The following is a 15,527-nucleotide window of genomic DNA, read 5'->3' on the forward strand; positions in this document are numbered from 1 at the left end:
AGCCATCATGCGTAACAAGAGCTTCCTGTTGGGGCTGGCCGGTGTCGCCGCGCTCGGACTATTCCCTGTGTTTGTACACAATCCCTATTACCTGCATCTGGCTGAAACGATCCTGATTTACGCGATTCTGTTGTTTGGGCTCGATATCGTAGTCGGCTATACCGGTCAGGTATCTTTGGGTCATGCCGGTCTGTTTGGCATAGGCTCCTACACCACGGGTGTGTTGGTGTTTAAACTCGGTTGCCCGGTGCTGCTCGCGCTGCCAGCCAGCATTGCGGTGACGGCAGTCTTCGGTGCCTTGCTGGCGCTGCCAGCATTGCGCGTGACGGGGCCGTATCTGGCGATGGTCACGCTGGCTTTTGGTACCATCATCCAGATCCTGATTAATGAGATGACTTTCCTGACTGAAGGGCCAATGGGTATCAAAGTCGCTAAGCCGGTTTTGTTTGGACAAAAGCTGGGTGAGGTCGGTCATTTTTATCTGGTTGCCGGACTGATGGTCGTGGCACTGATCGTCGTTCACCGCATTCTGCGTTCTCATCTGGGACGCGCATTTCAGGCCTTGCGCGACAGTCCGATTGCTTCCGATTGTATGGGCGTGTCGGTGTATCGCTACAAGGTCTACGCCTTCGTCATCAGCGCAGCGCTGGCGGGCCTGGCCGGGGCTTTATATGCGAGCTCTGAAGAGTATATCTCCCCCAATACCTATAACTTCGAGCTGACCATATTATTCCTGCTGGCGGTCATTATGGGGGGCCGTAAGAGCCGTATCGGCTCTTTGCTGGGTGCCTTTATTGTGGTGATGTTACCGTCGCTGCTGGCTGATATTGATCTGTTCCGAAAAATCGCGACCGTTGCCGCTGTAGCTGGCGTGGCGGGTTCTGCCTGGCTGTTGTGGCAGGGACGCAAGACATTGCGCGAGGTGCTGGTGCCGGTCGTCGCGACGGCTGGTATGGCGGCGTTTTCCTACAAGCTGGAAAACATTACCGACTGGCGTCTGACTATCTTCGGACTGATGACCTTGTTTGTTGTGTATTACCTGCAGGATGGCATCGTCGGATTTGTGCAGTCTATGCTGGGTAAGGGACCACGCCATTTACTGGCGCATAGCGATGCGACGCAACTCAATGACAAACTCGCGATTACCCAGGCCAGTGAAGAACGCATCGGCGTCTTGCTGAGCGCACGTCAGGTGCTGATGCAGTTCGGCGGCCTCAAGGCCTTGAATCAGGTGGACCTACAGGTGGCAAAAGGCAGTGTGCATGGTTTGATCGGCCCGAATGGTTCCGGTAAAAGTACCATGATGAATGTGCTGACCGGGATTTATCAGCCGACCGATGGTGTGGTTGAATTTGCGGGTAAAGCGATTTCCGGCAATACCCCATCGGCAATTGCACTCGGTGGCGTAGCGCGTACTTTTCAGAATGTGCAGCTGTTCGGCGAAATGACCGCTACTGAGAATGTGCTGGTCGGTCTGCATAACACCTTCCGCAGCAATATCCTGGATGTGATGCTGCATACGCCGCGCTACCAACGCGAGGAAGATGCAGCACGGGCGCGGGCCGCCAGCATCCTGCATTTTGTCGGCTTGTCCGATCTGGCCAACGAAGAAGCGCGCAATCTGCCTTATGGTAAGCAGCGTTTGCTGGAGATAGGACGGGCACTCGGTTTGAATCCGCAACTGCTGTTACTGGATGAGCCTGCTGCAGGTCTGACTGCTCCCGATATCAAGGAACTGGTGGCAATCATCCGCAAAATTCGCGAACACGGTATCACCATTATCCTGATCGAACACCATATGGATGTGGTGATGTCTATCTGTGACACCGTGACGGTGCTGGATTTCGGCCAGAAAATCGCGGAAGGGCAGCCCGCACAGGTACAGGCTGATCCTAAAGTCATTGAAGCCTATCTTGGTGGCAGTGTCAGCGAAGATCTGGCTGCCGCATCCACCAGCGCAGCCTGAGGAGAGATCGATGCTGAGTATACAAAACTTACATGCTGCCTATGGCAAAGTACAGGTGTTGCATGGTATTTCATTGGATGTTCCTAAGGGTAAAGTGGTCACGCTGATAGGTTCGAACGGAGCTGGTAAAACCACTACGATGCGCGCGATTTCCGGCATGATCAAACCAAAAGAGGGGACGGTCACGCTGGCTGGCAAGAATGTGACCGGCATGGATTCGCATCAGATCGCACGTGCTGGTCTGGCCCATTCACCGGAAGGCAGAAGGGTGTTTGCCACCATGTCGGTGACGGATAATTTATTGCTGGGCGCCTTCCCGCGCTTTACCCGGGCCCGGCCACGTGGTGATATCGAACATGATTTGCAAAATGCGATGGAGTTGTTCCCGCGTTTGCGTGAACGGCGCCATCAGCTGGCGGGTACTTTGTCTGGCGGCGAACAGCAAATGCTGGCGATGGCGCGCGCCGTCATGCTTAACCCTGAAGTGATTTTGCTGGATGAACCATCAATGGGACTGGCGCCTATCCTGGTGGATGAGGTGTTCAGGATTATCCAGCGCCTCAAGCAAGAGGGCAGAACCATGTTACTGGTCGAGCAGTTTGCGGCTGCCGCGCTGGCGGTAGCGGACTACGGTTATGTGCTGGAGAATGGCAGGATTTCTGTGCATGGCCCGGCCGTTAAGCTACAAAATGATCCTGCGGTGCAGGCCGCCTATCTGGGCGGTGGTCATACGCATTGAGGTGCAGGCAGGGCTCATGCCCTGCCTGTATAGAGGATTAGCGATGCGTGCTGTGCTGCACGCATCGCCATTTCATCTTCAGAACGGGTAGGCGACTCTGACCACTGCCAGGTTGGCACCCGGATTCGGGCGCTTGATCGCACCGTTCGAAAAATGCTGAACCTTCAGACCGACATCCAGTCCGCTGGCAAATACATAGCCGGCGCCCAGATGATCGCCAAACTGGAAAGCGGTCGAAAAACGGCGACCATTATTGTTGTAGACATGGCTGAATAAATGCATGCCTATACCCGCTTCTGCATACACACCTTTTTTACTGGATTGCTGCCATCTGAATACCGGTGTGATCCCGATATCCGTGATGTTCTGGCTGGCACCGGCTACGCCCTGATAGGCATTGTTGCGCCATTGCGTCAGCGTCGCATCCCAATAGCCGCCGACGAAGCTGCTATTGGATTTCAGCCATTGCTCATCCCAGTTCCATTGCAGTCCGCCGCGCACAAACTGCGACTTATTACCGCTGGCGAACTCAGCGGAATAGGAATCAATGGCTGATGCGCTAGCGCTGGCGAGCAGACAAGCTGCACCGAGCAGGAATCTTTGTGTTAGTGTTTTCATGGGATGAACAGAGCTTGGGTTGACGATCAGTAAAACAGCAAGACTAACACAATTTCAGGCCTCACTTTTGGCGCGGAAACAAGGATCAATTGCAAGGAGCAAATGCAGCGATGGAGCAGACAAGCACAAATTCAAATATGGCGTTCAGGCCGCGCCGTATCGCCTTACTCGGAACCGGTCTGATGGGGCTTCCTATGGGGCTACGCTTGCTGGCAGCAGGGCATCAGCTACATGTCTGGAACCGCACTGCGGCTAAGGCCGCGATGTTAATGCAGCAAGGTGCCGTGCTGGCCTCTGACCCTGCCCACGCCGTTGCGGATGGAGAGTGGCAGGCAGAACTGATCATCAGCATGCTGGATTCCGGACCCATCGTGGCGCAGGTTCTGGAACAGTCAGCGGCTGCCTGGCGTAAGGGGATGTGCGTGATCGATATGAGTTCAAGCCGCCAGTCTGAAGCGCTGGCATTGAGTGCGCGCTGTGAGGCCAGCGGTCTCGCGTTTGCGGATGCACCGGTGTCCGGCGGTGTAGCGGGGGCGCAGGCCGGAACTCTGGCGATCATGGTTGGTGCCCGCCCTGAGGTTTTTGCTGAACTTGAACCTGTGCTGCAGGCTTTGGGCAGGCCTGCTCTGGTGGGGCCACCGGGTTCCGGACAGTTAGCTAAGTTATGCAATCAGCTGATCGTAGGTGGCACCATACAACTGGTGGCTGAAGCTTTGTTACTGGCACAGGCTGGTGGTGCCGATCCGGCCGCAGTCAGAACTGCTTTGCGTGGTGGGTTTGCCGAAAGCCGCATTTTGGAGCTGCATGGACAGCGTATGCTGGAAAGGAATTTTATTCCCGGTGGTCAGGTGAAAACCCAGGCCAAAGATATGCGCAATATTCAGGCTGCAGCCGATGCAGCCGGGTTGCAATTACCTGCAACGGCCTTGATTGCTCAGCTGTTCAGTGAATTGGAAACCCATATTGCGACGGCCGATCATTCTGCGGCACTGCTGCAACTGGAAATGATGAATCCTGGTCAGCGCTTGGGATTGCAGCACAATAATTTACCTGAAAGTTGAGCTTTCTGGACGTTTGTAAAGCCAGATGCCAGGCGCCGTACGTGGTTTTTGTGCGCTGCAACCAGGGCTAGAGGAGATTTTCAACTGGACTTTAAAATGCTTGCCTTGCCTGCACTAAGCCGCTAGCATCGGCGCTGGAGATATTGCGGTCGATAAAAAGAACGGGCATGCTTTTTATTTGCCTGTTGATGAACGTTTTATACAATAAAAATCAGCGAAAAGGAGAGTTATGGACAAGTTTTGGCTTAAATCCTACCCAGAAGGTATTCCGACGGAAATTAATGTCAATCAATACCAGTCACTGGTTCAGTTATTGGAAGAATCGTTTAAGAAATTTGCGGACCGCAAAGCTTATGCCTGCATGGGTAAATTCCTGACTTACGCACAGGTCGACCGCATGTCACAGCAGGTCGCTGCATGGCTGCAGGGGCAAGGGCTGCAAAAAGGTGCACGTGTCGCCATTATGATGCCTAACGTGTTGCAATACCCAGTGGTAATGGCTGCTATTCTGCGTGCCGGTTATGTGGTGGTGAATGTGAATCCCTTATATACGCCACGCGAACTCGAGCATCAGTTGACCGACTCTGGTGCGGAAGCGATTTTTATTCTTGAAAATTTTGCGACCACCTTAGAACAGATACTGCCAAAAACGAAGGTCAGGCACATCGTGGTCGCCAGCATGGGTGATCTGCTGGGCGGACTAAAAGGGACCATCGTCAATTTCGTCGTCCGGAATGTGAAAAAGATGGTGCCAGCCTTCAGTCTGCCGACCGCGATCCGGTTTAATCAGATGTTGTCTGCTGCAGCAGGCAAGCGTTTTCAGCCTGCGACGCTGCAACCGGGTGACGTCGCTTTCCTGCAATATACGGGTGGGACTACCGGCGTCTCTAAAGGTGCGACGCTGTTGCACAGTAATGTGGTCGCCAATATTCTGCAAAATGATGCCTGGCTGCGCCCCAGCATGTCGGGACATGAAGATGAAGCCAAAGTCATCGTTTGCGCTTTGCCGCTGTATCATATTTTCGCGCTCACCGTTTGCAGCCTGCTGGGTACCCGCATCGGTGCGATGAATCTGCTGATTCCTAACCCGCGTGATATTCCGGGTTTTGTCAAAGAACTCCGTAATTACCGCGTGAATATTTTCCCAGCAGTGAACACGCTGTACAACGGTTTGCTGAATAATCCTGACTTTGCCTCGCTCGATTTTTCTGGCTATGAAATCTGTAGCGGTGGCGGTATGGCGGTGCAAAAAGCAGTGGCCGATAAGTGGCTGAAGATCACTGGTTGCGCGATCGCAGAGGGGTATGGTTTGTCCGAAACCTCACCGGTTGCAACAGCCAACCCTGCTAATACCAAGGAATTCTCCGGTACTATCGGTTTGCCTATCCCATCGACAGAAATAGCCATTCTGGATGATGATGGTAATCGTCTGCCTTTAGGTCAGCCCGGTGAAATTGCAATTCGTGGACCGCAGGTGATGGCGGGTTACTGGAACCGTCCGGATGAAACTGCTAAGGTCATGACTCCGGATGGTTTCTTTAAAACCGGTGACGTAGGCATCATGGATTTCCGCGGTTACACCACCATCGTCGATCGTAAGAAAGACATGATTCTGGTCTCTGGATTTAATGTGTATCCAAATGAAATCGAAGGTGTGGTGGCGCAGCATCCTGGCGTGCTGGAATGTGCGTGTATCGGTGTGCCGGATGCGAATTCCGGTGAGGCTGTGAAATTGTTCGTGGTGCGCAAAGATCCTACACTGACCGTGGATCAGCTGATGGATTATTGCAAAGAGCAGTTCACTGCTTACAAAAAACCGAAGTACATAGAATTCCGCATGGAACTGCCGAAAACGAATGTGGGTAAGATTCTGCGTCGCGAATTACGTGATGAGAAAAAAGCGTAAACCAGACTGAACATCGATCAAAAAGGCAGCTGCGGCTGCCTTTTTTACGTACTAACTTCATGTGCCGGCAATGCCGGGTTTGCCGTGTTCGACCACAAAGGATTTAAGCACTTTAATACCGGAGTCGGCTTTGCTCACATCGTCCAGCGCTAAGTACTGCGTCGTCATGCTGGTACCATTGATATCGCTCAGCATAAAGCCGCGTTTATCACTGCGCCCGTAGACCAGGTGGGGATTCTCTTGCAGGATTTGCTCAGTCTGAGATTGCGGACGTGAATTTGAGGTCAGTGAGGTGCCGCAAAATTCGGTCGCGATCACCGGATTGCTGGCTGAGGCCGGCTGATTGAGATCACGCGTCAGGTTCGCAGCATAAAAAGTATGTACATCGCCTGACAATATAACGGGGTTCAGATTCTGATGGCGATGCAAATTATCCAGCAAACGCTGACGTGCAGCCGGATAGCCATCCCAGCCATCAGTCCAGATCTGACTGTCCCCTGTGGACTGGCTGGCAGCGCTATGTTTGCATGGTGCGAACAAGGTCTGCTGTGCCAGAATATTCCATTTAGCTGTTGAGCTCGCTAAGCCCTGACTTAGCCAGGTTTCCTGTTCTTGTCCCAGCATAGTGCGACCAGCGGCAGACAAATCTGCGCAGGCATTTGGGCTGACCAGGCGTGAGCCACCACGGTCAGCAGGTGTGCATGCCTGGTAGCTGCGGTATTGACGGTCATCCAGTAGATGAAAACGCGCCAGCCTGCCCCAGTCATAGCGCTCATAGATGCGCATGTGGGCGAACTGTGAAGGATGCACCGTCACCTGATGCAGTCTGACAGGCATGTGCTCATAGAAAGCCTGATAGGCGGCGGCCCGTCTTTGCAGAAATTGCGGGTTCAGGCGTTCATCACGGTCTGCAGCATAATCATTCGCGACTTCATGGTCATCCCAGGTGACTATCCAGGGAGCACAGTGATGCGACATTTGCAGCAGCGGATCGCTTTTGTACTGCGCATAGCGGGCACGGTATTCGCTGAGGCTAAAGCTCTCTATATCACGGCGTCTCGGTCTGGCCGGATGCTTCAGGTCATACGGTCCCCATTCATAGATGTAATCACCGAGGAAGGCGATCAGATCCGGATTGGCGGCGGCAATATGTTGATGCGCCGCATACTCGCCGAACTCCCAGTGCTGACAGGACGCGACCGCGAGACGCAGTTTACTCAGACTGTCGTTATCCGGTGCGGTCCGGGTGCGTGCAATCGGGCTGATCGCAGCACCATGCATAAAACGGTAAAAATACCAGCGGTCCGGACTAAGACCAGTGACATCCACATGCACACTGTGCCCCAGTTCAGGCAGCGCAAATACTTCACCCTGGCGCACTATGCGTTTGAAATGTATGTCCTCCGCCACTTCCCAGTTGAGCTTGTACACCAGCGGTGGTAGAGGCACGGCATTGAGCGGATCGGGCAGCAGTCGGGTCCACAGCACCACGCTGTCATGGCGTGGTGAGCCGGAGGCGACGCCGAGTGAAAAAGGATAGCTGGAAATCTGCTCAGCAGCATGGCTGGGAAAGGCTTGCGATAAAGCAGCGAGTGTTCCCAGTTGCAGCAAATGCTGCAGAAAGTGACGGCGGGATGGCATCAATTTAAAGTTTGTGAGCCAGACTTATACTGAGCCGGAAAGTGATTCCAGCGGCGGAATCTGGCGCGGCTTGCGGTCTTCACCAGTGGCGACGTAGGTCAGGATGGCCTCTGTCACTTTGACGGTTTCAGCTTGCAGACGGTTACGTTCTGCATATACTTCAACTGAGATCGTGATCGAGGTTTTACCGACTTTCACGATATCTGCATAGAATGAGAGCAGATCGCCCACAAATACCGGTTGCTTAAACAGGAAAGAATTCACCGCGATGGTGGCAACCCGTCCATTGGCGCGGCGTGCCGCCGGAATGGCACCGGCAATATCGACCTGCGCCATGATCCAGCCGCCAAACACATCGCCGTGGACATTGGCATCAGAGGGCATAGGCATCACACGCAAGGTAGGCATGTGGGCTGGCAGGGTAGTATGTAGATGTTCAGACATCGCGGACTTTCTTAAAACGTTACAATCATAATGACGCCAGAACGCTGACAGCTGCCTGATTTCATCAGACAATATAGTCAGTTCTGCGGGCTTTACCAATAACAGGACTTACGCAAAACCATCCCGGCGGTGTTATGGCTCCTTGTCGTACACTGCGTACTGCCTGCGTCGCCATGCCTTGCCGGGGTAATTTTGCGTGAGTCCTAAATAAATACGTAAATAACGCAAAATGCATACCATGGCGCTGCGAGCGCGGCAGGATCAGCCTTAGCGGCGAACCCGTCATGATAAACCACTTCAAGAAAAGACACTTTCCATGCGTCGCAGAGACTCCTCGTCACAAATTCCCCCTGACAGTCAGCAACAACGTGGCGACTGGGGAACGATCAAAACCTTGCTGCCCTATTTTTGGGCGTACAAATGGCGCGTCATCCTCGCTTTAACGCTGCTGGTCGGCGCCAAGCTGGCCAATATCGGTGTACCGGTTGTACTCAAGCATATCGTCGACAGCCTGACGATCACTGCGGGTAATCCGGCTGCAATCATGGTGTTGCCAGTCAGTTTATTACTGGCTTATGGCGCATTACGTTTATCGACCACGGCATTTACCGAGCTCCGGGAGTTTGTATTTATCCGCGTTACTCAGCGTGCAGTCAGGACTATCGCCTTGCAGGTATTCCGGCATTTGCATGCGCTCTCACTGCGCTTTCACCTGAATCGCCAGACTGGTGGTGTCACGCGCGATATCGAGCGTGGCACGCGTGCCGTCTCTTCTCTAGTCTCATTTGCGCTGTTCAGTATCGTACCGACTTTGCTGGAAATTGCGCTGGTGCTGATTTATCTGTCGACGCACTACGACATCTGGTTTTCCATTATCACCTTCAGCGCGTTGGTGATTTATATTACTTTTACTATCGTGGTCACGGAGTGGCGTACCCATTTTCGCCGCACCATGAATGAGCTCGATTCCAAAGCCCAGAGTAAGGCGATCGATTCGCTGCTCAACTATGAGACAGTCAAATATTTCAGCAATGAAGAATATGAAGCAGCGCGTTACGACCGTGGTTTACAGAGTTATGAAGATGCCGCAGTCCGCTCCCAGAGCAGTCTGTCGCTGTTGAATACCGGGCAATCGCTGATCATTGCGACAGCTGTGACCCTGATTTTATGGCGTGCGACGCAGGGGGTGATCGATGGCAGCATGAGTCTGGGTGACCTGGTGCTGGTCAATTCCTTTATGCTGCAACTGTATGTGCCTTTGAATTTCCTGGGCGTGCTGTACCGCGAAATCAAGCAAAGTCTGGCCGATATGGAGAAGCTGTTTTCACTTCTTGAACAAAATAAAGAAGTCGCAGATCAGGAACATGCACAGGCTTTGCAGATATCCGAACTGCAGGGCGCTGCGATCCGTTTTGCGGCAGTGAATTTCAGTTACGAGAGTAAGCGCCAGATTTTATTTGATGTCGACTTCACGATACCTGCAGGTAGCACCACCGCCGTGGTCGGACACAGTGGTTCCGGTAAATCGACTTTATCGCGCTTACTGTTCCGCTTTTATGATATTCAGTCTGGCAGCATACAGATACAGGATAGGGATATTCGCAGCTATACCCAGTCCAGCCTGCGCAATGCAATTGGCATCGTGCCGCAGGATACCGTGCTGTTCAATGACAGCATCGCATACAACATCGCGTATGGCAGACCGGATGCCAGCCATGAAGAGGTGGTTGCGGCGGCGAAAGCAGCTTTCATTCATGATTTTGTGGAGTCGCTGCCTGACGGCTATCAAACCACGGTTGGTGAGCGTGGTTTGAAATTATCCGGTGGCGAGAAGCAGCGCGTTGCGATTGCGCGTACCTTGCTCAAAAATCCGGCTATCCTGATTTTTGATGAAGCGACTTCTGCGCTGGATTCGCATTCCGAACAAATGATACAAGCCCAGATTAAGGAAATCGCGCGCAGCCGTACCAGCCTGGTCATTGCGCATCGCTTGTCGACTATCGTGGATGCGCAGCAGATACTGGTGATGGATCAGGGCCACATCATAGAACGTGGCACCCATCAGCAATTAATGGAACAACGCGGTAAGTATGCGCAGATGTGGGAGCGCCAGCAAAGCGGTATGTCTGATGATGCAGACGACGCAGAAGATGAAGATAAGTTGCAGCAGACAGTGAGCGGCGGACAGCAAAATATGGCAGCAGGAGTGTAAATGGAAACCAAATGGTTAGAGGATTTTGTGTCACTGGCGGAGACCAATAGTTTCAGCCGTTCGGCAGAATTGCGCCATGTGACGCAGCCTGCTTTTTCACGCCGCATACAATCGCTGGAAGCCTGGCTGGGTAGCGATCTGATCGACCGTACTTCCTATCCAACCCGGCTCACGCATGCCGGTGAAGTGTTTTATGAGCAGGCGATTGTGATGCTGGGCCAGATCAACAATGCTCGCGCGCTGTTGCGCGGCAAGCGCACCAGCACCCAGACTACGGTGGATTTTGCCGTACCGCATACCTTGTCGCTGACTTATGTACCGCGCTGGCTGACCGGACTGGAGCAAGCCTTTGGTGAAATCAATAGCCGCCTGCTGGCGCTGAATGTACACGATGCGGTCATGACCTTGGTCGAGGGCGGCTGCGATTTGCTGCTCTGCTATCACCATCCACGTCAGCCTTTGCTGCTCGATGCCAGCCAGTACGACATGATCAGCATGGGAACGGAGGCTTTGCGCGCTTATACCCGTTGCAATCAGCAAGGCGTGCCGGATTTTGTCTTGCCCGGTAGCGAAGAGCAGCCTTTGCCTTTTCTCGCTTATGCCAATAATGCCTATCTGGGACGTATGGTGGATCTGCTACTGAATGACGCACGCACGCCGCTGCATCTGGAAAAATGCTATGAAACCGATATGGCGGAAGGCTTGAAAATGATGGCATTGGAAGGGCGTGGTATCGCTTTCCTGCCTGAGTCTGCCGTGACCCGTGAAATCCGCCAAAAGCAACTGGCGCGCGCTGACGACGGCAGCGGTGCATGGGAAGTGAATATGGAAATCCGGCTTTACCGCGAGCGGCCATCGATACAGCGTCCCGGCAAAATGTTGGTCTCACGTTTGTGGGATTACCTGCAGCAGTTGCAGGCAGAAGCGGTCTCCGGCAAGGCTAAACGCCTGCGCCATGCCTCAGAAAAATAAGTGCCGCCGGGCTGTCCTGAGCAGTCCAATTAATGGTTATGCATTTCGTGCATAGATTAATGCAAACAAAGCATTGGCTGATCTGCGTGAGATAAGACTACTATGCGTCACCTTTTTGGTGCGAATTCATGATTTTCGCACCAAAACAATACACATAATTAGTCTAACCCTTGCAGGAGGCCTCATCATGTCCAGCCAACACCAGATTCCGTCTTACCTGACTCCGGCCGAAACCGGTCCTTGGTCCGTCTACCTTGAACAAATCGATCGCGTTACGCCTTACCTGGGCAGCTTGTCACGCTGGGTGGAAACACTGAAGCGTCCTAAGCGTATTCTGGTGGTTGATGTCCCTATCGAACGTGATGATGGCACGATTGCGCATTTTGAAGGCTACCGCGTGCAGCACAACACGTCCCGTGGCCCGGGCAAGGGTGGTGTGCGTTTCCATCAGGACGTGACTTTGTCTGAAGTAATGGCATTGTCGGCCTGGATGACGATCAAAAACTCGGCAGTGAACGTACCTTACGGTGGCGCTAAAGGCGGTATCCGTGTTGATCCTAAGACCTTGTCCAAAGGCGAACTGATGCGTATGACACGTCGTTATACGTCTGAAATCGGCATCATCATTGGCCCGGACAAAGATATTCCTGCACCAGACGTTAACACTAACGAACAAACCATGGCATGGATGATGGATACCTATTCCATGAACGAAGGCCGTACTTCTACCGGCGTCGTGACTGGCAAGCCTATCACCCTGGGCGGTAGTCTGGGTCGTCGCGAAGCGACTGGCCGTGGCGTGTTTGTGGTTGGTTGTGAAGCCGCTGCAAAACGTGGTCTGCAAATCGCTGGTGCCAAAATTGCGGTACAGGGCTTTGGTAACGTCGGTGGTATCGCTGCGCGTCTGTTCGCAGAAGCGGGTTCCAAAGTAGTCGCAGTACAGGATCACGGCGGCACGATTTTCCACTCTAATGGTCTGAACGTACCTAAGCTGTTAGCCCATGTAGAAAAACATGGCAGCGTTGCCGGCTTTGAAGATATCGAAGCGGTATTGCCTAACCACGAATTCTGGGAAGTGAACTGCGACATCCTGATCCCAGCTGCATTGGAACAGCAAATCACTTTGCTCAATGCCGATAAGATCAAAGCGAAGATCATTCTGGAAGGCGCGAATGGTCCAACCACACCGGAAGCAGATGATATCCTGCGCGAAAAAGGTGTACTGGTGGTGCCGGACGTGATCGCGAATGCAGGCGGTGTGACAGTTTCCTATTTCGAATGGGTACAGGATTTCTCCAGCTACTTCTGGACTGAAGACGAAATCAACAACAAACTGACGCGCATTATGAAAGACGCGTTCAATTCAGTGTGGGAAGTGACTGAAGATAAGAATGTTTCCCTGCGTACTGCAGCATTCATCATTGCATGTACCCGTGTACTGCAGGCGCGTGAAGTGCGTGGCTTGTATCCATAATCTGGCTTTGCCGTATCGTTCCTGATGCGGCAGCTTGTTAAAAAGCGCCCATGATCTAAGCTGACATTTTGTCTTCAGATCATGGGCGCTTTGTTTTTTTACTGCCTGTGTTAAGCAAGTGCTTTTCTCGTTTTGCCTCTGTGTGCCAGCCTGAAGTAAATGAAGATGCTCCGGACACACTTGCAGGCAATTTGCCTGGCGTGCAAATAAAATGCATTGAAGAAATTATCACAATTTTTGTCGGATAATTACTATTTTAACTTTTTAGTAATGCTTAATTATCAGATTTAGCCAAACAATATTTTGGAAATATCTGCGTTTTTTGTTGGATTTTGTTGCCGTTTGTCATTACCATCCTGAGCAATTCAATATTAGGAGGTGTTATGCGTCAATTCAACATCGGCTGGCAGCGCTGCTTGCTGACGATACTCGCAGCCTGGGTGGCCTTGCCTGCTGCGGCCAATACGATGGCTCATATTAAGGAAACACAAACAATTACGATCGCACACAGAGAAAGCTCGGTGCCGTTTTCCTTCGTCAATGACGGTAAGCCTGTTGGTTACTCGGTTGATCTGTGTATGAAAATTGTAGACGCGATCAAAAAAGAATTAAAGCTGCCTCAGCTTAAAGTGAACACCTTGCTGGTCAATACCAGCACGCGTATTCCTGCTATCGCCGAGGGTAAGGCAGATCTGGAGTGCGGCTCCACTACCAATAATGCAGAGCGCAGAAAACAAGTCGCGTTCACCATCCCGCACTTTTTTGCGACTACCCGTATGGTAGTACGCAGCGATTCCGGTATCAAAAACTGGACTGATCTGAAAGATAAAAAAGTGGTGACGACCAAAGGCACGACTACAGTGAAGCTGCTGAATGATCGTGATAAGGCGCGCAATCTGAACGTACGTCTGTTGGAAGGCGCAGACCATGCTGAGTCTTTCAATATGGTGGAAAATTTCCAGGCCGATGCCTTCGCGATGGACGACGTGTTGTTGTTTGGCCTGCGTGCCAAAGCCAAAGATCCGGAGAAATTCTCTGTGGTAGGTGAGGCCTTGTCGACCGAGCCTTACGCCATCATGTTCCGCAAAGATGACCCGGCATTCAAGGAATTTGTAGACAAGGAAGTCTCTAAACTGATGAATGAAGGTGAAGTCACACGCTTGTATGAAAAATGGTTTAAAAAGCCTATTCCACCAAAGGCAACAACCTTGGCGATGCCGATGGGATTCTTATTACGCGATACGATCCGCTTCCCAACGGATAAAGTAGCGGACTAAGATCGCTTAACTTGTCACTGTTTTACCGGAAGTCGTAAAAATATCGGATAATTTACGTATATTTACGTATGAAATGATGCGACAAACAAGGTCAGTTAAGCCTGGCTTTTGTTAAACTCGTTTGTATGAACTTTTTCGGTTTACTTATAGGAGACGGTATGAAATTGTTGAAAGTTTTAGCGGTGATGATCAGCGCTGGTGCAATTGCAGGTGTAGCTCAGGCAGAAGAAACTGGCACCCTGAAAAAAATCAAAGACACAGCGACGATCACGCTGGGTGTACGCGACTCTTCGATCCCGTTTTCCTATTTGGATGACAAACAATCGTATCAGGGGTACTCCATCGACCTGTGTATGAAGATAGTCAGTTCCGTACAAAAGCAACTGGGCTTGCCGGAATTGAAGGTCAAAATGAATCCTGTCACATCGGCGACCCGTATTCCGCTGATGGCCAACGGCACCATTGATCTGGAATGCGGTTCGACCACAAACAATGTTGAACGCCAGAAGCAAGTATCGTTTGCACCAACCACCTTCGTGACTGCCAACCGTATTCTGTCCAAGAAAACCGCTGGCATTAAAACTCTGGCTGACCTCAAAGGTAAGGCTGTGGTGTCTACTTCCGGTACTGCCAATCTGAAACAGCTGACTACTTTGAATGCAGATCAGAATCTGGGTATCAATATTCTGCCAGCCAAAGATCATGCTGAAGCTTTCCTGATGGTAGAAACCGGACGTGCTGTGGCATGGGTGATGGACGACATTCTGCTGATTTCTCAGGCGGCTAACTCCAAGTCGCCAGGCGACTATGAAATCAGCAAAGAAGCGCTGTCGGTTGAGCCTTACGGCATCATGCTGCGCAAAGATGACGCAGCGTTCAAAAAAGCTGTTGATACAGCGATCAGCACAGTACTGACTTCAGGTGATATCAACCGCATCTACCATAAGTGGTTCCTGCAACCGATACCACCAAAAGGCATCTCGCTGAACTTGCCTATGTCTGATCAGTTGAAAGCTGTGGTCGCTAAGCCGACTGACTCCGGTGAGCCATCTGCCTACGCAGCGGTACCGGAAGCTCAAAAAGCTGTTCTGAAAAAAGTAAAAAAATAACAGAAGCCGCAAAGTGTTAACAAGCGGGGGGCGAAGCTCGCCTCCCGTTTTATTTGGGATGCGCAATTTGTGTGTCCCAGGCAGCGTGCAGCCTGAATCTACAGGCGT

The 15,527-nt window shown here is 52.0% G+C and carries 12 protein-coding genes; 9 read left to right on the forward strand and 3 right to left on the reverse strand.

Annotation, left to right across the window (positions count from 1 at the left end):
• Positions 1-7 precede the first annotated feature (7 nt).
• The gene (locus H8K43_RS04465) at positions 8-1,966 is read left to right on the forward strand and encodes a branched-chain amino acid ABC transporter ATP-binding protein/permease (RefSeq protein WP_186902727.1); all 1,959 of its coding nucleotides are present in this window, start codon (positions 8-10) and stop codon (positions 1,964-1,966) included.
• 10 nt (positions 1,967-1,976) lie between these two features.
• Positions 1,977-2,705 carry an ABC transporter ATP-binding protein gene (locus H8K43_RS04470; RefSeq protein WP_186902728.1) on the forward strand — a complete coding sequence of 243 codons (729 nt, stop codon included), beginning with the start codon at positions 1,977-1,979 and terminating at the stop codon, positions 2,703-2,705.
• Between the two features lie 78 nt (positions 2,706-2,783).
• Here the strand turns inward: H8K43_RS04470 and H8K43_RS04475 are convergent, their stop codons facing one another.
• Positions 2,784-3,323: an acyloxyacyl hydrolase gene (locus H8K43_RS04475; RefSeq protein WP_186902729.1), complete on the reverse strand. Its 540-nt coding sequence runs from the start codon at positions 3,321-3,323 to the stop codon at positions 2,784-2,786.
• 137 nt (positions 3,324-3,460) lie between these two features.
• Here H8K43_RS04475 and H8K43_RS04480 point away from each other — a divergent pair, with 137 nt between their 5' ends.
• A complete protein-coding gene (locus H8K43_RS04480; protein ID WP_230403666.1) occupies positions 3,461-4,384 on the forward strand; it encodes an NAD(P)-dependent oxidoreductase in 924 nt (307 codons plus the stop codon).
• A 229-nt stretch (positions 4,385-4,613) separates the two neighbouring features.
• Complete coding sequence (locus tag H8K43_RS04485) at positions 4,614-6,290, forward strand: long-chain fatty acid--CoA ligase (RefSeq protein ID WP_186902731.1); 1,677 nt, start codon at positions 4,614-4,616, stop codon at positions 6,288-6,290.
• A 57-nt stretch (positions 6,291-6,347) separates the two neighbouring features.
• On the opposite strand, the gene H8K43_RS04490 is transcribed toward H8K43_RS04485, so the two are convergent.
• Positions 6,348-7,931 carry an alkaline phosphatase D family protein gene (locus H8K43_RS04490; protein WP_186903022.1) on the reverse strand — a complete coding sequence of 528 codons (1,584 nt, stop codon included), beginning with the start codon at positions 7,929-7,931 and terminating at the stop codon, positions 6,348-6,350.
• A 24-nt stretch (positions 7,932-7,955) separates the two neighbouring features.
• On the reverse strand, positions 7,956-8,375 hold the full coding sequence (locus H8K43_RS04495; protein ID WP_186902732.1) for an acyl-CoA thioesterase: 420 nt from the start codon (positions 8,373-8,375) through the stop codon (positions 7,956-7,958).
• A 316-nt stretch (positions 8,376-8,691) separates the two neighbouring features.
• On the opposite strand from H8K43_RS04495, the gene H8K43_RS04500 reads away from it, so the two are divergent.
• From H8K43_RS04500 to H8K43_RS04520, 5 genes are all read left to right on the forward strand, one after another.
• Complete coding sequence (locus H8K43_RS04500) at positions 8,692-10,587, forward strand: ABCB family ABC transporter ATP-binding protein/permease (protein WP_186902733.1); 1,896 nt, start codon at positions 8,692-8,694, stop codon at positions 10,585-10,587.
• The gene (locus H8K43_RS04505; RefSeq protein ID WP_186902734.1) at positions 10,588-11,559 is read left to right on the forward strand and encodes a LysR family transcriptional regulator; all 972 of its coding nucleotides are present in this window, start codon (positions 10,588-10,590) and stop codon (positions 11,557-11,559) included.
• A 187-nt stretch (positions 11,560-11,746) separates the two neighbouring features.
• The gene (locus tag H8K43_RS04510; RefSeq protein WP_162021673.1) at positions 11,747-13,033 is read left to right on the forward strand and encodes a Glu/Leu/Phe/Val family dehydrogenase; all 1,287 of its coding nucleotides are present in this window, start codon (positions 11,747-11,749) and stop codon (positions 13,031-13,033) included.
• Between the two features lie 383 nt (positions 13,034-13,416).
• Positions 13,417-14,310: an amino acid ABC transporter substrate-binding protein gene (locus H8K43_RS04515; protein ID WP_230403667.1), complete on the forward strand. Its 894-nt coding sequence runs from the start codon at positions 13,417-13,419 to the stop codon at positions 14,308-14,310.
• A 158-nt stretch (positions 14,311-14,468) separates the two neighbouring features.
• Positions 14,469-15,419: a transporter substrate-binding domain-containing protein gene (locus H8K43_RS04520; RefSeq protein WP_186902735.1), complete on the forward strand. Its 951-nt coding sequence runs from the start codon at positions 14,469-14,471 to the stop codon at positions 15,417-15,419.
• The last annotated feature ends 108 nt before the right edge of the window (positions 15,420-15,527 follow it).

Origin of the sequence: Cognatundibacterium curvum, assembly GCF_014284235.1 — a bacterium.
In the GTDB taxonomy this organism is placed as follows: domain Bacteria; phylum Pseudomonadota; class Gammaproteobacteria; order Burkholderiales; family Burkholderiaceae_D; genus Undibacterium; species Undibacterium curvum.

Coding starts and splice junctions, on each gene's coding strand:
- H8K43_RS04515 (WP_230403667.1), top strand. CDS start 13,417: ATGCGTCAATTCAACATCGGCTGGCAGCGCTGCTTGCTGACGATACTC.
- H8K43_RS04490 (WP_186903022.1), bottom strand. CDS start 7,931: ATGCCATCCCGCCGTCACTTTCTGCAGCATTTGCTGCAACTGGGAACA.
- H8K43_RS04485 (WP_186902731.1), top strand. CDS start 4,614: ATGGACAAGTTTTGGCTTAAATCCTACCCAGAAGGTATTCCGACGGAA.
- H8K43_RS04470 (WP_186902728.1), top strand. CDS start 1,977: ATGCTGAGTATACAAAACTTACATGCTGCCTATGGCAAAGTACAGGTG.
- H8K43_RS04475 (WP_186902729.1), bottom strand. CDS start 3,323: ATGAAAACACTAACACAAAGATTCCTGCTCGGTGCAGCTTGTCTGCTC.
- H8K43_RS04495 (WP_186902732.1), bottom strand. CDS start 8,375: ATGTCTGAACATCTACATACTACCCTGCCAGCCCACATGCCTACCTTG.
- H8K43_RS04510 (WP_162021673.1), top strand. CDS start 11,747: ATGTCCAGCCAACACCAGATTCCGTCTTACCTGACTCCGGCCGAAACC.
- H8K43_RS04500 (WP_186902733.1), top strand. CDS start 8,692: ATGCGTCGCAGAGACTCCTCGTCACAAATTCCCCCTGACAGTCAGCAA.
- H8K43_RS04465 (WP_186902727.1), top strand. CDS start 8: ATGCGTAACAAGAGCTTCCTGTTGGGGCTGGCCGGTGTCGCCGCGCTC.
- H8K43_RS04520 (WP_186902735.1), top strand. CDS start 14,469: ATGAAATTGTTGAAAGTTTTAGCGGTGATGATCAGCGCTGGTGCAATT.
- H8K43_RS04480 (WP_230403666.1), top strand. CDS start 3,461: ATGGCGTTCAGGCCGCGCCGTATCGCCTTACTCGGAACCGGTCTGATG.
- H8K43_RS04505 (WP_186902734.1), top strand. CDS start 10,588: ATGGAAACCAAATGGTTAGAGGATTTTGTGTCACTGGCGGAGACCAAT.